Source organism: Streptosporangium canum (genome assembly GCF_900113865.1).
Lineage (GTDB): Bacteria > Actinomycetota > Actinomycetes > Streptosporangiales > Streptosporangiaceae > Streptosporangium > Streptosporangium canum.
In genome coordinates, this window is sequence record NZ_FOQY01000062.1 from 1 (window position 1) to 22,208 (window position 22,208).

At 68.7% G+C, this 22,208-nt stretch carries 21 protein-coding genes; 7 read left to right on the plus strand and 14 right to left on the minus strand.

What is annotated here, in order from left to right; all coding sequences use genetic code 11:
- On the plus strand, window positions 1-2,166 hold a 2,166-nt coding region (locus BM085_RS47115), incomplete at its 5' end, for a serine/threonine protein kinase (RefSeq protein ID WP_093892199.1).
- Between the two features lie 94 nt (window positions 2,167-2,260).
- On the opposite strand, the gene BM085_RS41405 is transcribed toward BM085_RS47115, so the two are convergent.
- The 3 genes from BM085_RS41405 to BM085_RS41410 are packed head-to-tail and all read right to left on the minus strand — an operon-like array spanning window position 2,261 to window position 3,813.
- Entirely contained in the window at window positions 2,261-2,680 is a 420-nt protein-coding gene (locus tag BM085_RS41405) for a YbaB/EbfC family nucleoid-associated protein (protein ID WP_177245531.1), read from the minus strand.
- Window positions 2,680-3,495, minus strand: coding sequence for a hypothetical protein (locus BM085_RS45080; protein WP_177245532.1), 816 nt, complete (start codon window positions 3,493-3,495; stop codon window positions 2,680-2,682). The genes BM085_RS41405 and BM085_RS45080 overlap by 1 nt, the downstream gene beginning before the upstream one ends.
- 15 nt (window positions 3,496-3,510) lie before the next feature.
- A complete protein-coding gene (locus BM085_RS41410; RefSeq protein WP_093892201.1) occupies window positions 3,511-3,813 on the minus strand; it encodes a hypothetical protein in 303 nt (100 codons plus the stop codon).
- A gap of 221 nt (window positions 3,814-4,034) precedes the next feature.
- Here BM085_RS41410 and eccB point away from each other — a divergent pair, with 221 nt between their 5' ends.
- Window positions 4,035-5,486 carry a type VII secretion protein EccB gene (gene eccB / locus BM085_RS41415; protein WP_093892202.1) on the plus strand — a complete coding sequence of 484 codons (1,452 nt, stop codon included), beginning with the start codon at window positions 4,035-4,037 and terminating at the stop codon, window positions 5,484-5,486.
- A gap of 116 nt (window positions 5,487-5,602) precedes the next feature.
- Here eccB and BM085_RS41420 read toward each other — a convergent pair whose 3' ends face one another.
- The 8 genes from BM085_RS41420 to BM085_RS41455 form a co-directional block, all read right to left on the minus strand.
- Entirely contained in the window at window positions 5,603-6,319 is a 717-nt protein-coding gene (locus BM085_RS41420; protein WP_093892203.1) for a hypothetical protein, read from the minus strand.
- A 50-nt stretch (window positions 6,320-6,369) separates the two neighbouring features.
- On the minus strand, window positions 6,370-7,452 hold the full coding sequence (locus tag BM085_RS44030; protein WP_143121321.1) for a hypothetical protein: 1,083 nt from the start codon (window positions 7,450-7,452) through the stop codon (window positions 6,370-6,372).
- 167 nt (window positions 7,453-7,619) lie between these two features.
- Entirely contained in the window at window positions 7,620-9,005 is a 1,386-nt protein-coding gene (locus BM085_RS41430) for a WXG100 family type VII secretion target (RefSeq protein WP_093892205.1), read from the minus strand.
- 16 nt (window positions 9,006-9,021) lie between these two features.
- Complete coding sequence (locus BM085_RS41435; protein ID WP_093892206.1) at window positions 9,022-9,504, minus strand: hypothetical protein; 483 nt, start codon at window positions 9,502-9,504, stop codon at window positions 9,022-9,024.
- A gap of 24 nt (window positions 9,505-9,528) precedes the next feature.
- A complete protein-coding gene (locus tag BM085_RS41440) occupies window positions 9,529-10,947 on the minus strand; it encodes a WXG100 family type VII secretion target (protein ID WP_093892207.1) in 1,419 nt (472 codons plus the stop codon).
- Between the two features lie 11 nt (window positions 10,948-10,958).
- Window positions 10,959-11,396: a hypothetical protein gene (locus tag BM085_RS41445; RefSeq protein ID WP_093892208.1), complete on the minus strand. Its 438-nt coding sequence runs from the start codon at window positions 11,394-11,396 to the stop codon at window positions 10,959-10,961.
- A gap of 115 nt (window positions 11,397-11,511) precedes the next feature.
- A complete protein-coding gene (locus BM085_RS41450) occupies window positions 11,512-11,820 on the minus strand; it encodes a WXG100 family type VII secretion target (RefSeq protein WP_093892209.1) in 309 nt (102 codons plus the stop codon).
- Window positions 11,821-11,877: 57 nt separating this feature from the next.
- Entirely contained in the window at window positions 11,878-12,252 is a 375-nt protein-coding gene (locus BM085_RS41455) for a WXG100 family type VII secretion target (RefSeq protein ID WP_177245533.1), read from the minus strand.
- 358 nt (window positions 12,253-12,610) lie between these two features.
- Between BM085_RS41455 and BM085_RS45610 the strand changes: the two genes are divergently transcribed.
- The gene (locus BM085_RS45610; RefSeq protein WP_218158980.1) at window positions 12,611-13,963 is read left to right on the plus strand and encodes a hypothetical protein; all 1,353 of its coding nucleotides are present in this window, start codon (window positions 12,611-12,613) and stop codon (window positions 13,961-13,963) included.
- A 12-nt stretch (window positions 13,964-13,975) separates the two neighbouring features.
- Complete coding sequence (locus BM085_RS41465; protein ID WP_093892212.1) at window positions 13,976-14,725, plus strand: hypothetical protein; 750 nt, start codon at window positions 13,976-13,978, stop codon at window positions 14,723-14,725.
- 86 nt (window positions 14,726-14,811) lie between these two features.
- Here the strand turns inward: BM085_RS41465 and BM085_RS41470 are convergent, their stop codons facing one another.
- A complete protein-coding gene (locus BM085_RS41470; protein ID WP_093892213.1) occupies window positions 14,812-15,255 on the minus strand; it encodes a YbaB/EbfC family nucleoid-associated protein in 444 nt (147 codons plus the stop codon).
- 145 nt (window positions 15,256-15,400) lie between these two features.
- Window positions 15,401-16,846: a type VII secretion integral membrane protein EccD gene (gene eccD, locus BM085_RS41475; RefSeq protein ID WP_093892214.1), complete on the minus strand. Its 1,446-nt coding sequence runs from the start codon at window positions 16,844-16,846 to the stop codon at window positions 15,401-15,403.
- Between the two features lie 137 nt (window positions 16,847-16,983).
- On the opposite strand from eccD, the gene eccCa reads away from it, so the two are divergent.
- A complete protein-coding gene (gene eccCa / locus BM085_RS41480; protein ID WP_093892215.1) occupies window positions 16,984-20,982 on the plus strand; it encodes a type VII secretion protein EccCa in 3,999 nt (1,332 codons plus the stop codon).
- 101 nt (window positions 20,983-21,083) lie between these two features.
- On the opposite strand, the gene BM085_RS41485 is transcribed toward eccCa, so the two are convergent.
- Window positions 21,084-21,488 carry a YbaB/EbfC family nucleoid-associated protein gene (locus BM085_RS41485; RefSeq protein ID WP_093892216.1) on the minus strand — a complete coding sequence of 135 codons (405 nt, stop codon included), beginning with the start codon at window positions 21,486-21,488 and terminating at the stop codon, window positions 21,084-21,086.
- 226 nt (window positions 21,489-21,714) lie between these two features.
- On the opposite strand from BM085_RS41485, the gene BM085_RS47120 reads away from it, so the two are divergent.
- Both BM085_RS47120 and BM085_RS41490 read left to right on the plus strand, forming a co-directional pair.
- Window positions 21,715-21,846 (plus strand): hypothetical protein, encoded by a 132-nt coding sequence (locus BM085_RS47120; protein ID WP_281249916.1) that lies wholly within the window; start codon window positions 21,715-21,717, stop codon window positions 21,844-21,846.
- Window positions 21,843-22,208 (plus strand): WXG100 family type VII secretion target (locus BM085_RS41490; RefSeq protein ID WP_177245536.1); only part of this gene is annotated, 366 nt, incomplete at its 3' end. The genes BM085_RS47120 and BM085_RS41490, both read left to right, overlap by 4 nt.

Consider the following 22,208-nt stretch of genomic DNA (forward strand, 5'->3'; position numbering starts at 1 on the left):
CTCCACGCCGCCAAACGCGTCTCCGGCGCCCACACCGCCAAACTCATCGAAGTCGGCTGGTCCGACGACTCCCCCTACATCGTCCGCGAACACGTCGAAGGCCGCTCCCTGCGCCAGGCCGTCGCCGCCGACGGCCCCCTGACCGGCGACGCCCTCGAACACCTCGCCGTCACCACCCTCACCGCGCTCACCGCCATCCACCTGGCCGGCCTCACCCACGGCGCCCTCACCCCCGACACCGTCATCCTCGGCCCCGACGGACCCCGCGTCTGCGACATCGGCCTCGGCGCCACCGACACCGAACCCGACTACCGCGCCCCCGAAAACCTGCACGCCGAGCCCGCTCTCCTATCCGGGCCCCCGCACACCGACGCCTCACAGGCCGACGCCTCACAGGCCGGCCCCCCACAGAGCGACGCCTCACAGGCCGGACCCCAGACCGATCCCCCGCACACCGAGCCTCCACAGGCCGACCCCTCACAGGCCGGGCCCCCGCACACCGAGCTCAGCCCCGCCACCGCCACCGCCACCGCCACCGCTGCCGTTCCCGGCCTCGGCAGGCCCGCGGACCTCTTCTCCTGGGCCGCCACCCTCGCCTACGCCGCCACCGGGCAGCCGCCCTTCGGCGGGGAGACCGGCAGGGTACGAGAGGGCTCCGCCGACCTCACCGGCCTCCCGCCCGAACTAGCCGCCCTCCTGACCTCGTGTCTCGACAAGAACCCCCACGAGCGCCCCGACACCAAGGCCGCCATGCTCCGCCTCCTCGGCGAGCGGCCAGCGCCCCTCACCCCCGCCGAGGGCGACCGTACGGCCGGATCCGGAACGGAGCGGAACTCCCCGGAGGCGGCGGTCCCCGCGGCCATAGCGGACGCGTCGGCGCGGCCGACGGCGCTGCCGGTCTGGGGGGCTCCGACGCTCCCGGGGAGCATGCCCCCGGCGGGCGTGGCCGCGCCGCCGGAGGCCGCGCCCGTCCGGGAACGGCCGAAGACCGGGGGCTTCCCCCTCATGCTGGCCGCCTGCGTCGGCGTGGTCGCCCTGCTGTCCGGACTCGGCCTGTGGGCCGCCGGAAACTACGGCTCCCTCGGCGCCATGGGGCGGACGGCCGCCGAAGGAAAGATCTCCGGCGTCCTCTCCGCGCCGTCGGGCCAGGGGCAGGGCCTGCCGCAGCAGGACGGGCAGGGTGGCGCGAACACGTCGGCGGACAAGATGACCGTGCCCTCGGACGCCACGACGGAGCCGCAGAACCCGGATGTCGGGCCGATACAGCTGGACACGGGCAGCCCGACGGTCCCGGCCTCGTCGACGACCTCCCCCGTCACCGCGCCGCCGATCCCGGTGCCGACGTTCCCGGTCCCCACCGCGCCGGAGGCCACGCGGAAGGCCGGCGCCAAGACTCCGCCCACGTCCACGGCCAAGCCCAGGAACACGCCCAGGAACACCCGGAGCGCCAAGCCCAGCCGGACGTCCAAGCCGACCGGAGGACCGGCCGCCAAGCCCACGACGGAGCCGACGCGGAAGGCGAGCCCCACGCAGAAGGCGAGCCCGACGCGGAAGCCCTCGCAGGCTCCGCCGTCGACGCCGGCCAAGCCCACCAAGACCGCGCAACCCACCAGGTCCGCGCAGCCCACGAAACCCGCGCAACCCACCAAGACCGCACAGCCGACCAAGTCCGCGCAGCCCACCAGGTCCGCGCAGCCCACGAAACCCGCGCAACCCACCAAGACCGCGCAGCCCACCGTCAAGCCGACCCCGAAACCGACACCGAAGCCCACCCCGCCGGCCGTCAAGCCGACCCCGAAGCCGAGTCCGACGAAGTCGTCGGCCCCGCCGGCCGCGCGCTCCAACCCCTACACCCCGCAGCAAGCCTGCGGATCGGGCTACTACGTCCAGCGCTCCGCCTCCTTCCCCGGCGGAACCACCTACCAGCTCTACAACGCCTCCACCGGCTCCAACTGCGTCGTCACCATGAAGAGCGCCGACGTCGGCACCGCCACCACCGTCTGGGCCACCCTCGAAGTCCAAGGCGGCGGCGCCAAGACCGAACGCGGCAACTACGAGTACTACGCCGGAGGCGTCATCCTCTCCTCCAAGGGCAAGTGCGTCCGCTTCAGCGGCGGCGGCCCCGGCGGCAGCACCGGCACCAGCAGCTGGGCCAACTGCGGATGACACCCCCGACCCGGCAGACCTGCCCGGGTTGACGACGTCATCGTGAAGGCCTCCTCCCCTCACCCGGGGAGGAGGCCTCCGTCTTGCGGGCCGCTCAGTCGTGGCTGTTCAGGTCGCGCAGGGCACGCACCAGGTCCTCGCCGATCTCCTCGAACCGCCGACGCGCCTGGTCCATGTCGAGGGTGAGCGGCTCGCCGCCCGTCGCCGCCCGGAGCAACTCCTCGTTCTGGCGCTGGGCGTCCTCCTGAGCGGCCCGGACCGCCTCCGTCGCCGCTTCGGCGATCAGGTGGCTGTCCAGACGCGTGATGCGCGGCTCGAAGGTGATCCGCTGGATGCGGCCGACGCCGTCGACGACGGCCCGTGCGAGTCCGTCCGCGCCGAACCCCTCACCCGTGACGGCCGCCAGCTCGCTGTGGACGCCGCCGAGCCGGGTCAGCGCCTCCTCGCTCTGCCGTACGACCTCTTCCAGGTCTTCCAGGCTTTCCAGGCGCAGGTGGTCGGGGTTGAAGTTCATCACTTGTAATGCTCCGGGAGTTCTTTCTTGGGGGACAGCCACTCGAACGTTCCGTACGCGGGAAGCTGAGGCGCCTGTCCGGGCTGCTGGGGCGGTGGCTTCTGGAAGGAGGGCAGGCCGTTGGTCCTGATCCGGGCCTGGGTGAAATCGACCTTCGCCAGGCCGGTGGGCTCCAGGTTGAACGACTGCATCCATGCCTTGCCGGAGAAGTAGATCGACATGCTGCTGCTGACCACACTGACGATGGTCCTGCCGAGGGCGCCGGTCGAGGCGGCGATCATCCTGCTGGCCAGGAGGCCGAGCATCCGCAGGTTGAGGACGGCCGACCCCGCGAAGGGCGTCGCGAGCATGAGGGCGGCGATCCCGGAGAGGGCGAGCAGGAGCACGGCGAGCTGGCCGATCGCCACCCAGTAGGCGCGATAGGAGTCGCCGAGCTCGTCCACGATGTCGGCGATGTTCTTGATGTAGCCGCGCAGGCTCTCCAGTTCCTCCTGGTACTTCTGGACGGCGTCGTCGAACGCGTCGCGGTCCTCGGCGATCCAGCCGTCCTTGCCCTTGGTCTTCAGGTCGGCCAGGTAGCTCTTGACGGCGGTGTCGAGGCGCGAGTGGAGAGAGGTCCAGTTGTTGTAGATGTCGGCCATGCCGGGCACGTTGGCAACCGCGGTCGCCGCGACCGCCACCCCCGCCCAGGCCGTGGGCATCAGCCTGGTCCCCTTCTCCAGGCTGCTGAGGACCTTCGCGGAGTTGACCATCACCCCCTTCGCGCTCCGGGTCGCGGTCAGGGGGGTCGGCTTCTTTCCCGGCGGCACCGGCATGTCAGACCTTCCGGATCACTGGTAGACGACGACGCTTCTGTCCTCGGCGGTCCGCCAGTTGGCCTCGACCACGTCCAGCGCCTCCTGCCAGGACTCCAACACCGCCACCGCCTGCGCGAACTTCTCCTCGACGGTCTCCTGGACATGGCGGTAGCGCAGGCCGATCAGCAGCTCACCGATGGCGCCCCAGCCGAGGCCCCCCAGGTCGGTGCTGTCCAGGATCAGGCGCAACTCCTTGATCTCCGGAATGACGTCGGCGTCCAGCTCGGCGCCGATCGACTTGATCGCCTTCGACGTGACGTATCTGTTCTGGGTCACGCGCCATCCTCCAGAGATCGAAAACCCTTTCGTGATATCTCATATCACCTGATCCCTGCTGTCCCGCGTGTCCATCGAGCCTGTTCAGTATGCTTTCGAAGATCGGAAACGTCGTGGACAACCGCCGTTCACCATCGCCTCACCATCGACTCCGGTGAGGCCGTTACGCGATCACGCTTCTATGCTGTCGACGACCGCGTGTCCGGCGAGACGGAGGTGGGATGCAGACCCGTCGCGATCTTTATCAGGCGCACAAGCTGATGACGCAGCGTCTGGGCATGGCCCTGCTCCAGGGGGAGCCAGACGTGTCGGAGTCGCCGATGCGCAGGCACAACACGGCCACGTTCGGCGGAATCCTGGTCGCGGTGCTGGTGACGGCCGTCTTCGGGGTGATAGGCCTGATCCGCCCGGGCAACGCCACCGGGCTCACCGATCCGGGGAACCTGATCGTGGAGGAGGAGACGGGCGCAATCTACGTCTACAGCGCCCCGCAGAAGAAGATGATCCCGGTCACCAACGTGACCTCCGCCAGGCTGCTGCTGAACACACAGGACGTGAAGGTGCGCACAGTCACCGCCGCCTCGCTCGCCACGTACGACCGCGGCACGCTGGTGGGCATCCTGGGCGCCCCCGAGTCCCTGCCCGCCCGCGACCGCCTGGTCCGCGCTCCCTGGTCGGTGTGCGTCGCCGAGGCCGTCGACACCAACGGCGAGCGCAAGCCGTACACCTCGCTGATCGGCGGCTTCCGCGTCGGCGGCGCCCCGGTCGAGCAGGGCTCGGCCATGGTCGTCAGGGAGAAGGAGGGGAGCCAGACCTGGCTGCTGTGGGCGAACCAGCGGCTGAAGGTGCCCGCCAGGACCGTGCGGGCACTGACCCAGGAGCAGCCCCGCCAGATCCCCGCGGCCTGGCTCAACGCCCTGCCGGAGGGGCACGTCTTCGAGGGTCCGGCGATCCCGGGTCTCGGCGGCCCGGCGCGCGGCCCTGACGGCAGGAGGTCGGCGGTCGGCAGGGTGTACACCGTGCCGCCGGTGGCGGGCGGGCCCGCCAAGTGGTACGTCCTGCTCGCCGACGGCCTGGCGGACGTCAGTCCCCTCCAGGCCACCCTGCTGCTGGCCGACCCGGCCATCAAGCAGGCGTACGGCCGCGCGGAACCGCTGCCGAAGGAGATCGCCCCGGCGACCGCGAACGGGGCGAAGCAGTCAGGCACCCGTCTCGGCGTCAGCGGCCTTCCCGCGTCCATGCCGAGGGTCGTCTCTTCGTCCCCGACGAGCCCGCTCTGCGCCGTCTACTCCGACACCGAACGCGGTTCGACCCAGGCGACCCTGACGATCGGCAGCACGGCGCCGCTCCCCCAGCCGCCGAAGGGATGGTTCAACCAGGACGTGGCCGACCGGGTGACGCTCTCCCGCGGCGCCGGCGCCCTGGTGGGGGTGCTGCCGGGGAACGGCAGGACGGAGGCGATGAGGCCGCTCTACCTGATCGGCGACCAGGGACGGCGGCACGCCATCCTGTCGGCGGACACGCTGCCCAGCCTCGGCTACGAGCTGAAGGACGTCGCCCCGCTCCCGACGCAGATCGTGAAACTCATCCCCGAGGGCCCGGCGCTCGACCCGGCGGCGGCGAAGGCGCCCGTGCAGATCGCCCCTTCGGCGGTGGCTCCCCCTCGGCAGTGAAGCGCGGATGACCGCGCACCGCGGACGACGGATGCGGACACCCGCGGGGGCCGCATCCGGCTCCGTGAAGGTGGAGACGGGAGAAGGCGGTCGCGTGGACGGCCGGGACGGCGCCCTCAGACGGAGAGGGTCTCCTGCTGCCCGAAGGGGAAACCCTCCGTGCCGGCGCGCTTGAATTCGGGCGCCTTGTCCGGCAGGGCCTTCAGGCCGGGGAGCAACTGCGCCTGCGCGAGCTGGTAGCCGTTCACGCCGGCGAGGATCACACCTGCGGCGGCGAGCACCTTGAGCTTCATCCTGAAAATCCTCAGGACGGTTCTGCCGACCGACTTGAGCACCGTGGCGATGGTGAGGTTCGAGGCCCCCTTGGCGATGGGGATGAGCGACGCGGCCGCCAGGCCCGACATCAGCGCCGCCACCCCGCCCACGAACTGGGCGCCGTGATGGTAGATCTCAGCGGCCTGCCGAAGGGTCTGGCCGGAGGAGTTGCGGTAGTTCTTCATCTTCTCAAGCTCATCCAGCAGGATCTCCATCTTGTCGATGAAGAGCTCGCAGGCGTCCCCCTCCCACCCCTCATATTCCCTGGCCTTGACCTTCAGCGCGCGGATGCCCTTCTCCACGGCGTCGAGATCGGCGTCGCCGTCGTCCGAGCCGCACCACTCCTCCGACGCCTTGCACATGGCGCCCGGGTTGGACACCAGCATGACCATCATGTCGGCGATGGTCTTCGCCAGGAGAAGCCTGGGCACGGCGGCGGGATGGGCGAGTATGGCGGCGGCGGCCTGCGCCGTCGCCGCCGACGTCATGTAGATCGCCCTGTCGGATTCGTAGGCCATGACGGAGACCTCCTATCCGGACACCAGGCAGGCATAGGGAAATATGGCGATCACTCTATCCCGCCGATCACGGCGGGAGAGACCGGCACGTCGTCTCCGTAATCACTCTCGTCCCCGGTCAGCAGCGAGGACGGCTCGTGCTCATTGTCGTTGTTCCCACCGCCGCCGCCGCCCATCCCGGGGGGGATCATCCCCGGCATACCGTTCATCCCGGAGGCGCCGGGCAGGCTGGTGCCGGCCGACATGGAGGAGCCGGTTCCCCCCGATCCGGTCGAGATGCCACCGGTCCGGGCCGGGGCGCTCGTCCCCCCCTGGTCGCCCGTCCACGCCGCGGGCTCCGGGCTCTTCACCTGTGGCATCTGCGTCGTCGTCACGGCGTTCGGATCGTAGCCGGCCAGGTTCGTCTTCGGATTCTCCAGATCGAGGTTGTCGCCGATCTTGGATGAGTCCAGGTCGGGCATCTTCGAGTTGGGCAGATCAGGAGTGGACGAGCCCAGGTCAGGCGTCTTGTAGTCAGGCGTCTTGTAGTCGGGCGTCTTATAGTCAGGCGTCTTATAGTCAGGCGTCTTATAGTCAGGCGTCTTATAGTCGGGCGACTTATAGTCAGGCGACTTATAGTCAGGCGACTTCGGGCCGGTCAGATCGAGAGGACCTTGCTTCGGAGAGGTTGGGTCGTACGGGTTCAGGCCAGAACCACCCAGACCGGAACCACCGAGACCCAGATCGCCGAGACCCGACCCTCCCAGGCCGGAACCGCTCAGGTCCGTACCGCCCGGCCCCGCACCCTTCTCCTTACCGCCGCCCTCCTCCTTGCCGCCGCCCTCCTCCTTGCCGCCACCCGAATGATCATCGCTGGCCTGGTAATTCCTCTTGGTCTGAACGAAGCCGTCCTCCCAGGAACACACCACGTCCTTGCATGCCTGGAGGGCCTTCACCGCGCTGTCACGGGTATCGGCGTGGGTGTACTGGAGCCCTAGGCCGACGAGGCCGAAGCCGGGGAAGTCGACAGAGATCCCGCCGGTCTTGGTTCCGAGCGTCCCCAGCGTCGGAGCGTGACCTCCGATGCCCCGGCCCAGTTGATCGAGGCCTTCGGATCCGTACCCGAAACCTTCACCTTGGCGCAACTCGCCCATTTCCGTCCCTCAGACTCGCACTTCCGGGGTGTCCTGCCGGCCCCTTGAAAACCATGATCACATCGCTCGCACAGGCTACTGCGGTTCCGCGGGCACCGTACAGGCCGGTGGAGCGGGCACGGCGCCCTGCCTACGGCCGCGTGAGACACCCGATCACCGTGATGCCGTCAGGCGAGTGTCGTGGGAGAGACATCCTTTGCAGAACCGGTCCAGTACTCATCGGGTTCGGGAAGCCAGTAGGCCGACGGCTGCGTGTCCTCCTCCTGGTTGGGGGAACTTGCGCCCCCCAAGGGGGGAACCATCCCCGACATACCGCTGTTCCCCGCCGTGCGGGATCCGGCGCCAAAGGTGTCGGCGCTCACGGCTCCGCCGCTCCCCGTGCCGTACCCCCCTATGGGGCCCGACGCGCCGTGGCCGGACGTGTTGTTCCCGGCCCCCTGGTATCCCGTGGAGTTCGGCCAGGTGGAGGTGGACAGATCAGGGTTCGACAGCCGGGACATCGCCTGGTCGTCGAGACCGGCGAGCCGGGTGTTGTTCGGATCCGGCAGGGAGAGGTTCGTCTTCGACGGGTCGAGCCCGTTGGGGTTGATCCCATTGGGATACGCGCCGTTCGGGTTGACGCCGTTCGGATACGTCCCGTCGGGGTTGAGCCCGTTGGGATACGCGCCGTTCGGGTCGACCCCGTTCGGGTCGAGGTCATTCGGATTGACCCCGTTCGGGTCGAGGTCGTTCGGGTCGACCCCGTTCGGGTCGAGGTCGTTCGGGTCGAGGTCGTTCGGGTCGACCCCGTTCGGATACGCGCCGTTCGGATTGACCCCGTTCGGATACGCGCCATTCGGGTCGACCCCGTTCGGGTCGAGGTCATTCGGATTGACCCCGTTGGGATACACGCCGTTCGGGTCGTACGGCGAGCCGTAGTTACTGGGAGGCCGCCCCGTGTAGTCCGTGATTCCGCCCGGCGCGAAGTCGGGCATGTTCACCGGGGTGACGCTGGGCAGCGCCTGCTGCACCTCGACGGGGAGCTTCTGGTAGTGCTCGACGATCTTTTTGTTGACCGCTTCGAGATGGTCGCGGGCCCGGTCCTCCGACCACGAGATCCCGAGAAACGGGGTGAAGTCCGAGACCTCGAAACCCTGGTCCGACCTGGAGTGGCGGTACCTGGAGTCGACCAGGTTCCTCTGGGCCCAGTTGAGGGTGTCCGCGTACTCAGTCAGCGGCACGCCCATCTCACCCAGCTTGGCCCCGAGTTCGCGCATGCTCGCGTGCAGGCTCTGCAGCCCCTTCTGCGTTTCGACGGCCGCGGGCCCCTTCATGAGCTCGGCGAGCTCCGTGGCCTTCTCCTTGAGCTGCCTCGCGGCCTCGTCGAGCACCCCCTTGCCCGCGACGTAATACTGCCCCGCCCGCCGCACCGTGTCCGGGTTGGTGTTGTCTATCCACTTCTTGATCTGGTCGAGATCCGAGTGGAACATGTCCGCGAAGAAGCCCCCACCCTCGACCTTGGGGTCCGGGGCGGGGCCGGAATAGTTGAGCTGTGTGGTCTGCTTCTCGGCCATGATGCTCCCCTCTCACTCAGGTGTAGCGGCGCGTGGCGTCTTCCAGGTTGGCTGTCTCGGCGCCGTCGTATGTCTTGGCCGACTCGACGAGCCCGTCGATGACCGCCTGGCACCGTTCGGTCAACGAGGAGTAGAGACCCCCGCCCTGCCCCGGCTCACCTATGAGCTGCGCGTAGGCGGAGACGGTCGCCATGCTGAAGCTCTGGGCGACGGGCCACTCCCCCAGCTGGACCTCGCTGAGCGCGCACTGCCGCTGCAGGTCCGGCAGTGAACCGGCACCGGCGGGCGGACCCGGCAGCGGCGGCGGAGTGGAGCCCTTGGCGTACGCGACCTGGGTCGCCGGAACTTCCTTCGTGAGGGTGGTCATCGTCGCGAGTATCTTCTGTATCTCACCGGCGATGCGTTTGATCTCCTCCCGGGCCAGCTCGGGGTTGCCCTTGCCGCTGACATCGTTCTTGGCGGTCAGGCCGGGCCAGTCAGGGTCGAGTTCGAGTGCCATGGGCACCTCCGAGGAAGTCAGTGATCAGCGGATGCATGAGGAGGTCACATCGTGCTCGCTCTCCCAAGGACCTTTTTCCGGCAGGTAGACCGATCTCTCATGCTCGTCGCAGCCCTCCTGGCCCATCCCGCCCATCCCGCCCATCGGCGTCATCGGCATCATCGTGCCGTTGCCGATGGTGCCCCGCGCCAGTGTGGCGGAGCCGGCCCCGCCCACGCCCAGCGAGCCCGCGCCGGCTCCCGGACCGCCCACACCGAGGACCGGGGAGACGGCGTTCGTCGGTCCGACCGAAATGGTGGGAGGCGCGACGGTGGTGGGCACGACGCTGTTGGGAGGAGCGATGGTCGTCACCGGCTGCGGGGTGAGGCTAGCCGTCTCGGTGCTCCGGGGGTCGTGCCTGGGGGCGTCCTCGTTCCCGCCGATCACGGCCGGGGCGGTGCCGTCGGAGTCCTTGCCGTGATCGGAGCCGTTCGCGCCGTCGGCCGGAGCCTGTCCCTGCCCGTTCCCGCCGTCGGCGCCCGGAGCACCGGCACCGGAGCCGGGCGAACCCGTGCCGTCGGCACCGGCCCCGCCGGGGTCGGTGCCTTTCGACCCCGGATCAGCCGGGTCGGAACCCTTCGGACCTGACCCGTCGGAGCCAGGACCCCCTGGGCCTGACCCGCCCGGACCGGAGCCCCCCGGGCCCGAACCGCCCGGGCCGGAGCCACCCGATCCGCCGCTCCCCGTGCCGGAGCCCGGAGACCAGGAAGATCCGCCCGTCCCGGAGCCCGCCGAGCCGGTTCCGGACCCGGCCGAGTCGCCCTGGTACGGCGAGCCGCCCTCGGGGTACTGGGTCTTCGTATACGAGGAAGGGCCGCCCGGCAGTGACACGGTCGGCAGCTCGTACGAGACGTGCGGGGGCACCTGGGTGTTGTAGAGCTCGACGATCTTCTCGTTGAGCTCCCGCAGCACCTTGCGAGCGGCCTCGTCGGCGGCTTTCTTCGCCGCCGCCGCCGCTTCCACGTCCGCCGCCGCCGGCGACATGCCGGGGTTGGCGCTGGGCGGGACCGCCGACGTCGTGTCCTGACTCTCCAGCTTGTCGATCTTCTCGATGGCCTGGGGGAGGTAGGTCCCGCCGTACAACCGGAGGGTGGTGGACATCTGCTCCATCTTGGAGACCAGCTCGGTGCCGGTGGCGTGCAGCATCTGCAGCGCCTTCTGCACCTCGACCGCCGTCTCCCCGCCCCACACCTTCGCGAGCTCGCCTGCGACGCTCTGCAGGACGCCGCAGACGAGGTCGACGGTCCCGGCGGCGTTGCCGTAGGCGAAGCCCGCGTCGTCGATGCTGGTGGGCGAGGTGTTGCGCAGCAGCTCCTTGATCTGGTCCTTGGTCTGGGTGACGCCGCCCGCCTGCGGAACCGCGGCAGAGGACCGGATGATCAGGACCTTCGATTCGCTACCCACAGTGACCTTCCCTACGCCTTCGTGCCGTTCCCGCCGGTGTTCGCGTGGTTGGCACCGTCATACTCGCCGGCGTTCGCGCGAATCGCCCTGATGACATCTTCGAGACGGGTGACGAACAGGTCGTACACATGCCCGATGGCTCTGCCCCCCTGCTCGTCGGAAGAGGATGCACCGACCGTCTTGGCGAACGCGCTCGCCGCCTCCCATGCGCCGAGCTGCTGCTCGGTCAGCATGGCCTCCGGCTTGAAGCCCTCCGTGGACCCGGTGGTGTAACCCTCGGAGTAGGCGGGCCCCCTCATCCCCGGCATGTAGCTCTCCAGCTCCCCCGCGAGCTTCCTCATCCGGTCGGCGTCGAACTCGGAGACGGATGCGCCACCGTCCAGCCCGGGCCAGTTCGGATCGGGGTTGAGAGCCTTCTCTCCTCCGTACATGGCGTCTCTGCTGGTCATGTTTCTCCTCGGAAGGAAAGGCGAACCACGAGTCGCTCATGCTCGCCGGAGACAAACGATCTCGGTCACCGCGTGACGCGGTGACCGAGAGGAGCGCGATCGTTTACTGATCGCGTCAGTGCTGCATCCAGATCCGCTGGTTTTTCAGCTCAGCATTTTTGTAGTTCTCGTTGGCGACACCGATGGCGGTCGCGGCCTCATGGAGCCGCCGGCCCATCTCCCGCTCGGCGTCGTCCCAGATCATTCTGTGGGCCTCGAAGTATTCCGCCGTCTTGCCGCTCCACAGACCCCCCAGCGTGGTCTTCAACCGGGTGACGAGGTCGTCGGTCGCCTGGTCCATCTCGGTGACGACCTTGAGAAGCGCGATTCTAGTGTTCTCCATCTGCACATGGCTGACCATGGTGTAGTTGGAAGAGTTGTTCATTCTGGCCTCCAGTCTTGGCTGCTGACAGGACTACGCCCACGACCTAGCGTTAGCGGACTAGGCCGGCATCGGCCCCTTGGATTCGATGGCGGCGTTGATGAGCGAGTCAACCCGGTTCATGCCCTGCTGCACGTCATCGTCAGCCTGTGAATACGTGACGGAGTTCATGCCCATGTTCTCGGCGATTGTTTCCAGGTCCTGCCGGATCCGCAGCGCCTGCGTGTCCCACGCCTCCATCGCCAGCTTGAACTTCCCGGCCGCCGGCCCGAGCCAGCCCGAGGTCATCAGCAGCGCCGTGTCGTCGTTGACCCTCCTGCGCAGGCCGTCGACGAACTGTGCGGTGTCGGCTACCTGCAGCGACGCCTCACGGATCTTGTCCGCATCCCGGCCGTGCGTGCTGTTCTCATCGAAAATGTCTTTGATTTCCGCCACTGGCCACCTCCGTGACATAGGGCCTGCTACTTCGTCGCGGCGTCATGCCCTCGCGTCAGCCATACGGCCGCGATGCCACATAGGCGGGCAGACGGGACTACTGCCGCGAACATCATCAAATGGCATGCTAGCGATCTAGCGCAACATAGATAACATGCATCTATATCACAGACATGCAACGCTTTGGTGTCTTTTAGACAAACATGCAGGCCAGTGCTTTACGGCCGCCCGAAAGCCGGTGCGGCGGCGCAGGCTGTGCCGTATGCGTGGAACCTGACGCTTTCCCGCTTTCTGTACGGCCTAACACGCTTGGGCTACTGTTGTCGATCTCTGAGGGGCCGCGGGGTGGAGGCTGGACTTGGCTGGACAACGGGACATCGACAAGCTGCTCAACTGGGGTGGGGTCTCCCCATCATCCGATCTCCCCGCCACCGGCTCGGTGGAGGTCATCCGGCCCGACGTCAGCGGAGCGGGGGTCCCGGTCTACGGGGACACGTTCGGGAACTCCGGGTCCTCCCCGCTCCCCGGTGGCGACACGTCCGACGTCATCCGCCTGCAGACCGTGGATTCCGACGTCCGCGCCGACAAGGACTCCGAGCCGGGGTATGTCGAGCCTCAGGGCGCCGCGGACGACGGTCCCAAGATAGAAATCATCACGGACCCGAACGGCCCAAACAACCCGGACAAGCCCGGAGACCCCGACGACCCGAAGGACCCGGACGACCCGAACAACCCCGGCGACCCGGACGACCCCAAGGATCCGGACGACCCGGACGACCCCAAGGACCCCGAGGACCCCGAGGACCCGAAGGATCCGGACGACCCCAAGGACCCGAACAACCCCGGCGACCCCGACGACCCCAAGGACCCGGACGACCCCAAGGACCCGAACAACCCCGGCGACCCCGACGACCCCAAGGACCCGGACGACCCCAAGGACCCCGAGGACCCGAAGGACCCGGACGACCCCAAGGATCCGGACGACCCCAAGGACCCGGACGACCCCAAGGACCCGGACGACCCCAAGGACCCGGACGACCCCAAGGACCCGAACAACCCCGACGACCCCAAGGACCCGGACGTGCCGGAGACCCCGGACGTGCCGGAGACCCCGGACGTGCCGGAGACCCCGGATGTGACTTCGCCTGCGGGCACAGGTGGCACACCTGCCGAACCGACGACGCCGGACCTGCCCGCGACGCCGTCCGGAGGCGGTGGCGGCGGCCTCCCGAGTGGGGGCAGCGGCGTCCCCGACACCTCGGCTCTGACCGATGAGCAGAAAAAGGCCGCCGAAGCAGCGCAGAAGAAGATCGACGATAAAAACAAGAAAGATCTTGAGGCTCAGAAGAAGGAAGCAGCCGCCCAGCGGCGAGAGCAAGTACTCGGGTCGGGTGGCGTGAATGGTGAATGGCGTAAAGCAGATGAAGGATCACTGAAGGCACTCGGGAAGAAGTACGAGTCAATCGGCGGTGAAGGCAGTCATATCGCCAACGCCTATAACAAGTCTCAGGGCCTTCATCCGAATTTCCCTGGATTCGGCCTTCTCGGCACAATGGGTCTCACGTCCGCGTACGATACGGTCCGCACCAGCGTGTCGGAGTACCTCGGTAAAGCCAAGAGGCAGTTGGATACGAACCTGAGCTATCAGATGAATCAGGGAGCCCAGGTCGTGAAAGACGCCAATGAAGCCAGTACGGTCAAGGACGTCTGACAGGAGCAGAGCATGGGTTTCATGCACCACCTCGGAGCCGGGGCGTACACTACCGCCCTGGCAACGACCTCCGGCGGCATGGCGATCGCCACACCCAATCTCGCGTTCGCCACGGTCGGCAGAACGCTCATGTTGCAGACCGGCGTCATGCTCTCCAGTCCGAGCGACATCGATGCTCTCGTAAAAGGACTCGAGGAGCTGATCCGCGATCTCGATGAAACGAAGAAGAGCGTGAAAACCGCAGACACGGCGGTAGATGATGAGCATTGGAAGAAGATGGGGCGGGAGGAGCACGACGCGGTAGTCAAGGAATATTGCGAGCAAATAGATCGCAGTAAGGCGTGCATCACGGATCTCTCCCGCGCTTTGGGAGGGGTGGCGACGATGTCGGCGGTAGGGGCAGGGGCCTGCCTGGCGCTGTCATGCATTTTTCTCGGATTCGCAGTGGCGAAAAGGTCTGCCTTGCTCTTCGGTCCGGCCGCAGCCGCCGCCGGCGAAGCGGTCGCGACAATGCTTCTCGCGAGGCTGAGGATAGCGGCGGCGAACATATTTAAAAATAACGCCAGAGCCTGGGGGTCCGCCGCAGGAATAGTCGGGTTCGCCGGTTTTATAATTTCTCAGATCATGAGCAGCGACTTCAATGAAGTGACGCCCACCAACCAGGACAAGACTCCCGATTTCGAGCAGGCTGTCATCAAGAACCTGCCGCAGGAGACCAGCTCGTCGAGCCGGCTCCCCTCGAGTTTGTCCGCCGGGATCTGACTCCGCCCCGACCTGGCACAACTCCTTCGGCGCACGCCCGCGAACGGACCCGGATCGGGTGTTCGCGGGCGCGGGATTTCCGGCGGCTACAGGTCCATGCGGCGGCGGATGCTGTCGAGCTCGCCCATCACGTCCTCGAATGTCCGGTTGTAGGCGGCTTCCGCGTCCTTGATCTGGTTAATCGCCTTGTCCGGGTCGTTGATGTAGGACATCGGATTGTCCTCCTCACCGAACACCTCGGCCATGACCTCGTTGGCCTGCTTCTGCAGATCCATGGTGGCGGCGGCGATGACGTCCTTGATCTTGTCGGCCAGCTCGCCCGCGCTCAGCCGCATCGCCTTGGGGTGCAGCTGGAGCTCGCGTACGCCCTCGGCGGCGTACTCCACGGTGACCAGGCCGTCGTCGTCCTGCGCGCGCCCGACGAGGTCGGCCATGCCCTTCTGTACTTCCTCCATGCGCGCGAACTGCTCGTCCGCTCCCTTCAGGAGCTTGTCGATATCAATGTTCGCGAAGTCCCCGAACTCCTGCATTGACCGATTCCCTCCACATGGGCACCACCGGTCTCACGAGTGACGACCGGCCACTTCCGGAGCAAGCTAACCGCACCCTCACTATCGGCGCAATGCGGACAGAAGAACACGGCGACGGAGGTCGGGCAGGGCCGGGCCCGGCGGCTCAGCCGGACAGGCCGCGCACCCAGGAGTAGACCTCCAGCACGCCGAGGGCCAGCGGGAACAGCGCGATGATCAGCAGGAGCTCGACGATGTCCCCGGCACGCCCCCAGAACGGGGTCGGCTTGCCGACCGGCAGCCACATGCCCAGGCCCGCGCAGATCGCCGCGGCGCCCAGCAGTCCCATCACCACGATGATCGCGGTGGGACCTCCCCCGCCGGCGGCCTGTGAGATCGCGAACATGACGAGCCCGGAGACACCGGAGATCATCAGCCAGAGCCGCTGGCCGAACCCGTGGAAGACGCGGGTCCGCATGATGAGGGTCAGCGACAGCGTCAGCGCGTTGGCCGTGGCGACCCATCCGCCGTGCATGACGAGATAGGCCTGCGCCACCAGTGCCACCAGCGCCACTCCGGCGACCATCCCGGTCGCGTAGCTCAGCGCGTGGGCGGTGCGCTCCTCGACGAGCGGGCCGTCGACCTCCTGGTTGTCGTTGCGCAGCTCGTCGGCGGTGGTGGGCATCGTCGGCGTCGGCACGCGGGCGAGCCGGAACGACAGGACCGGGATCAGCGGGGTGAACGCCAGCAGGATCGCGACGGTGACCGCGGCCACCCCGGCGGCGGGCGCCTGGAACACCATCACGACGGCCGCGCTCACCGCTCCGGTCATCGAGGCGATGGCGACGCCGAGGAAGACCGGCACGCCGTCGGCGATCGCGATCACGGCGATGGTCGCCACGAGGCCGACGGAGGCGAAGGCGGCGAGCATGTGCGCCGCGCCGAGTCCCCCCAGCCCCCCGGCCGCCGACGGTGCCAGCAATCCGGCCAGCAGGCCGTACGGCAGCGCCGCGTAGCCGATCAGCGCACCCGCCGGGGAGTCGCCGGCCGCCCGGGAGATCGCGGCGCCCGCGGCGATCAGCAGGACCGCGAAGACCACGGCGACCACGGCGGCGGGCGTCCACGGCGGCCCGGCCAGCACCAGGGCCGCCACCCCGGTGAGCAGGAGCGCGATAGCGGCTCCCACCCCGACCAGGCGGGTGTGCCGCGGACCCCATTTGTCGGAGCCCTCCTGGACCCCGGTGGCGACCACGTCGGCCACGTCGTCGAACAGCGCGGGAGGCAGCACGGCCTCCTGCGGCCTGAGGTAGAGCACCTCGCCGTCGAGCACGCCCAGGGTCCCCAGGCTCTGTCCGAGGTCGAGCGGTGCCCCGCCGAGCCGCTGGAGCACCCACCCGGGACCGGCCGCCGCGTCGCCGCCGATCTCCCCCACCGCGCGCAGCAGGCCGGGCAGGACATGGGGCAGTGGAATGTCCGCGGGCAGCGCCAGGTCGGCCTTCCTGCGCGGAGCCACGATCGTGACGTGGCACAACGTCGGCAGCGGCGCGGCGAACTGGGCCAGCGCGCCCTGTGTGATCGGCCCCTGAGCGGGCGGTTGAGCCAGCGACCTCACAGTCGTATCCCTCTCACCACAGGCATCACGGACATCACGGATACGGTAGCGGGGACGGCGAGGATTACGCGCGGCAGCCGCAGATAACCGTTTTCTGGTAATAAGTAGCGCAAACGATCAGGAAGGCGATTCCAGGGGTGAGTATCGTCATCGTGCGGCGCCCGGAGCGCCGGCCGCCGCCCAAGCCTCCGCGGGGCGAGATCCTGCTCGAGTCTCCGCCGGAGGTCCCCGAGGTCCAGCCGCAGGGCTTCATGGCGGTGCTCACCTACCTGCCGATGATCGCCGGCGGCGCCGCGATGGGCCTGATGTTCACCGCCGGCGGCAACACCAACCCGATCATGTACGTCGCGAGCGGCCTGTTCGCGATATCCATGGTGGGCATGTCCCTGGGCCAGATGGGCCGCCAGTCGGGAGAGCGCAAGAACCGGCTCAACAACCTGCGCCGCGACTACTTCCGCTATCTCTCCCAGGTCCGCAAGAGGGTGCGCCAGGCCGCCAAGCAGCAGCGCGCGGCCCTGGAGTGGGGCGGTCCCGCCCCCGAGTCACTGTGGTGGGTCGCCATGAGCCAGCGCCTGTGGGAACGGCGGCCCCGCGACGACGACTTCGGCACGGTACGGCTCGGCACCGGCGTGCAGAAACTCGCCATCCAGCTCATCCCCCCGGACTCCAAGCCGATCGAGGACCTGGACGCCCTGACGTCCGGCGCGCTGCGAAGGTTCGTCCGGGCGCACTCGACGGTGGCCGAGCTGCCGGTGGCCGTGGCCCTGCACTCCTTCGCCCGGATCAACCTGACGGGCGACCCGCTGGCCGTACGCGAGCTCGTCCGGGCGATGATCGCCCAGCTGACCGTGTTCCACTCCCCGGACGACATGCGGGTCATGGTGTGCGCGAGCAAGGAGTGGATGACCCAGTGGGACTGGGTCAAGTGGCTGCCCCACGCGCTGCACCCGGAGGAGACCGACGCGGCCGGCCAGGTGCGGCTGATGGCCGAGGACCTGTCCCAGCTCGACCACCTGCTCGGCCCGGAGCTGAAGGAGCGCGCGCGGTTCAAGCCCGGCGCCTCCGCCGACGCCCTGCCGTACCACGTGCTGATCATCGACGGCGGCCACGTGCCGCACGACTCCCAGCTCGGCACCGACGCCATCCAGGGCGTCACCGTGATCGACCTGTCCGGGTCGGCGGGGACGATCGAGGAGAAGGTCACCCTCCGGCTGGACATCCAGCCGGACGGCTTCCACATGATCAAGGTCGACCACGCGGGCAAGGAGAGCTCGACCCGTCTCGGCGATCCCGACCGGCTGGACTTCCTGCGGACCGAGGGCCTGGCCCGGCAGCTCGCCCCGCTGCGCGTCTCGACCGCCAAGGGCGGGGAGACGCAGGACGTGCTCGCGCTGAACACCTCCCTGACCGACCTGCTCGGCGTCGGCGACCCGAACCGCCTCGACGCGTCGGTGACGTGGCGGCCCCGGGCGGGCCGCAACCGGCTGCGGGTGCCGATCGGCCTCGGCGTGGACGGGCGCCTGGTCGAGCTCGACATCAAGGAGTCGGCGCAGGGCGGCATGGGGCCGCACGGCCTGGTCATCGGCGCCACCGGCTCGGGCAAGAGCGAGCTGCTGCGGACCCTGGTGCTCGGTCTGGCGATCACCCACTCGTCGGAGATCCTGAACTTCGTCCTGGTCGACTTCAAGGGCGGCGCCACCTTCCTCGGTCTCGACACCCTGTCCCACGTCTCGGCGGTCATCACCAACCTTGAGGACGAGCTGCCGCTCGTCGACCGCATGTACGACGCCCTGCACGGGGAGATGGTCCGCCGCCAGGAGCTGCTGCGCGCCGCCGGCAACTACGCCTCCCTGCGCGACTACGAGCGCGCCCGCGAGCAGGGCGTCGACCTGAAGCCGATGCCCACGCTGTTCGTCGTGATCGACGAGTTCAGCGAGCTGCTCTCGGCCAAACCCGAGTTCATCGAGCTGTTCGTGATGATCGGGCGGCTCGGCCGCTCCCTCGGCGTCCACCTCCTGCTGGCCTCCCAGCGGCTGGAGGAGGGCCGGCTGCGCGGCCTGGACACCCACCTGTCCTACCGGGTCGGCCTGCGCACCTTCTCCGCCATGGAGAGCCGGGTCGTGCTCGGCGTCGCCGACGCCTACGAGCTGCCGTCCGCCCCGGGAAACGGCTATCTCAAGTTCGAGACCACCGGGATGACCCGGTTCAAGGCCGCCTACGTGTCCGGCACCTACCAGGTGGACCACAGCCAGGGGGTGACGCCGGATGGCCAGCCCGTCCTGCGGCAGGTCGTGGAGTACGGCCCGGACTTCGCGCCGGTTCCCGTCGTGGAGGAGCCCAAGAAGGAGCTGCCCGCGGCCGACGCGCCGGCCGAAAGAGGTTCGGTCACCCTGCTGGACCTCGTGGTCAGCCGGCTGCATGACCAGGGACCGCCCGCCCACCGGATCTGGCTGCCGCCGCTGGGCGATTCCCCGACCCTCACGCACCTGCTCCCGCCCCTGTCGGCGACGCCCGAACTCGGCCTGGGCACGATCGGATGGGTGGGCCGGGGCCAGCTGCACGCCGTCGTGGGCCTCGTCGACAAACCGTTCGAGCAGCGGAGCGACCCGTTCTGGCTGGACCTGTCGGGGGCGGCCGGCCACGTCGGCGTCGCCGGCGGGACGCAGAGCGGCAAGAGCACGGTGCTGCGCACGCTGATCGCCAGCATGGCGCTGATGCACACCCCCCGTGAGGTGCAGTTCTACTGCCTCGACTTCGGCGGCGGCGCCCTGGCCTCGCTGGAGGGGCTGCCCCACCTGGGCGGGATCGCCAGCCGTCTGGACGGCGACCGGGTCCGCCGTACGGTGGCCGAGATCGCCACCCTCCTGCAGCAGCGGGAGCGCGACTTCACCGACCAGGGGATCGACTCGATCACCACCTACCGGCGCCTGCGCGCCGACGGGACGATCGAGGGAGACCGCTTCGGCGACGTCTTCCTCGTGGTCGACGGCTGGCTGACCGTCAGGCAGGAGTTCGAGTCGCTCGAACCCGTGATCACCGACCTGGCCGCCCGCGGCCTCGGCTACGGCATCCACGTCGTGGCCGCCACCAACAAGTGGTCGGAGTTCCGTCCGGGCATCCGCGACCTCTTCGGCACCCGGGTGGAGCTCAAGCTCGGCGACGCCTACGAGTCGGAGGTCAACCGCAAGGCGTCGATGGCCGTGCCCGAGGGCGTTCCGGGACGCGGCCTCACCAGGGAGGGCCTGCACTTCCTGTCGGCGCTGCCCAGGATCGACGGGGTCCGGAAGGCCGACGACCTGTCGGACGGCGTGCGCGCGCTCGTCCAAGCCGTCAGGGACGCCTGGCAGGGGCCCACCGCCCCCGCCGTACGGCTGCTGCCGGCGGTGCTGGCCGCCGAGACGCTGCCCGGCGCGGAACAGAGCGGGCCGAACCGGATCCCGCTCGGGATCGACGAGGCCACCCTGTCGCCCGTCATGCTGGACTTCGACGCCGACCCGCACTTCATCGTGGTGGGCGACACCGAGAGCGGCAAGTCCAACATGCTGCGGCTCATCACCGAGGGCCTGGTCGCCCGGCAGACGCCGCAGCAGGCCATGATGATCGTGATCGACTACCGGCGGGCGCTGCTGGACTCCGCCGCCACCGAGCACCGCATCGGCTACGCCGCCTCCAGCGCGGCGGCGCTCGAACTGATCAACGACGTGCGCGGCGCGCTGCTCAAGCGGCTGCCTCCGGCGAACCTGACGCCGGAGCAGCTGCGGTCCAGAAGCTGGTGGCAGGGTTCGGACCTGTACATCGTCGTCGACGACTACGACCTCGTGGCGACCTCGTCCAACCCGCTCCAGCCGCTGGCCGAACTGCTGCCGCAGGCCCGCGACATCGGGCTCCACCTCGTCATGTCGCGCGCGATGGGCGGCGTCGGCCGGGCCATGTTCGATCCGGTCATCCAGAAGATCAAGGACATGGCCAGCCCCGCCGTCGTCCTGTCGGGCAACAAGGACGAGGGTTTCGTGTTCGGCAACATCCGGCCCCACCCGCTCCCGCCGGGCCGCGGCTACTTCGTCGACAGGAGGCACGGCGCGCGCCTGGTGCAGACCGCCTTCCTGGCGCCCCCGTCACCCCCGGAGGAGAGCTGAGGGGCCGCACCTCCCGCGAGAACGCGTCTGTCGGCTCGCCCTGGTACGCGGCTTTTCCCCGCCGACGTTCCGGGCTCCGCGTGGGGAGCCGCCGGGCGTCGTCACCGGCGGCCCTCCGGCTCCCTCGACGGCAGGTCCACCGGCTGGGGCAGGAACGACTCGAAGCTCGCGCCCTCCCCGAACAGCTCCTCGTACGGCAGGCCGTCCGGCACGAGCGGGGCCATCAGCTCCTGCGTCCGGGCCGACACCTCGCCCGTCGCCACGCCGATCTGTTCCATGATCGATCGGGTCAGCTCCGACGGCGACAGCTTCCGGTAGACGCGCGGATCCAGCTCGATCCCCTGCACCTGCCCGCGCGGGCCCACGGTGACGGTCACCATCCGGTCATCCGACTGCGCGGTCGCGGTCAGCTCGTTCAGCTTGCCGTACGTCTCGCGGAGCTGGGCCGCCTGCTTGTTGTACTCGTCGGCCAGCCCCTCCATCGTGATCCGGAACTCATCGTTCACTGATACCCCCTCAACAGGTCAGGTGAGCCCATAAGCCACAAAAACATCAATTGACGCAGAAATAACACTCATTATCAAGCGAGCAACCGGGGAGCGGCGCGGGCGGCGTCCCGCCCGCGGGCGGACGGGCGGCCATCGGAGGACAGGGGATGGCGGACGCGCCCGTCGCCCCCGAATGCGGGCATGGCCCACCTCTGGAAAGATCTCTGTCCTCTATGATCGGCATTTGTCTGCTATGCACCAACGCTGGAAGGGGCTCGGCCAGGTGGCGAACCTTGATATCCACTTCGAGCGGGCACTGCGCGCCGTGGAGGAGAACCTCCGCGGCATCGAATACCCGGGCGTGAACGGCTCATGAGCGACGACCGCGGATCGCTGACCGACAGGGGCGGCGACAGGGAACCGATCGTTCCCGTCGTTCCCGGCAGCTCGGAACTGCTCACCATCGCCTCGAAGGTCAACGGCGCGAAGGAGTCGATCACCTCGATCGCCAAGCGGTGGCGGACCACGGCGGGCGGCATGAACGACCACTCCATCGAGCTCACCCGCGCGGTGAACAGGGTGGACCATGCCTGGCATGGCGTCTCGGCGGAGGCGTTCGACAACTACATACGCCAGTACGGCAAGGCCGGCGACGCGCTGCACCTCGCTCTCACGAACTGCGCGGGCTCCCTCGACACCGCCGCCGGCGCGCTCGACACCGCCGAGACCAAGGTGAAG

Bases quoted from the DNA above. Each gene is read 5' to 3' on its own strand.
- BM085_RS41470 (WP_093892213.1), bottom strand. From the start codon at position 15,255: ATGCAGGAGTTCGGGGACTTCGCGAACATTGATATCGACAAGCTCCTG.
- BM085_RS41450 (WP_093892209.1), bottom strand. From the start codon at position 11,820: ATGAACAACTCTTCCAACTACACCATGGTCAGCCATGTGCAGATGGAG.
- BM085_RS41405 (WP_177245531.1), bottom strand. From the start codon at position 2,680: ATGAACTTCAACCCCGACCACCTGCGCCTGGAAAGCCTGGAAGACCTG.
- BM085_RS44030 (WP_143121321.1), bottom strand. From the start codon at position 7,452: ATGGGCGAGTTGCGCCAAGGTGAAGGTTTCGGGTACGGATCCGAAGGC.
- BM085_RS41445 (WP_093892208.1), bottom strand. From the start codon at position 11,396: ATGACCAGCAGAGACGCCATGTACGGAGGAGAGAAGGCTCTCAACCCC.
- eccB (WP_093892202.1), top strand. From the start codon at position 4,035: ATGCAGACCCGTCGCGATCTTTATCAGGCGCACAAGCTGATGACGCAG.
- BM085_RS41435 (WP_093892206.1), bottom strand. From the start codon at position 9,504: ATGGCACTCGAACTCGACCCTGACTGGCCCGGCCTGACCGCCAAGAAC.
- BM085_RS41465 (WP_093892212.1), top strand. From the start codon at position 13,976: ATGGGTTTCATGCACCACCTCGGAGCCGGGGCGTACACTACCGCCCTG.
- BM085_RS41430 (WP_093892205.1), bottom strand. From the start codon at position 9,005: ATGGCCGAGAAGCAGACCACACAGCTCAACTATTCCGGCCCCGCCCCG.
- BM085_RS41420 (WP_093892203.1), bottom strand. From the start codon at position 6,319: ATGGCCTACGAATCCGACAGGGCGATCTACATGACGTCGGCGGCGACG.
- BM085_RS45080 (WP_177245532.1), bottom strand. From the start codon at position 3,495: ATGCCGGTGCCGCCGGGAAAGAAGCCGACCCCCCTGACCGCGACCCGG.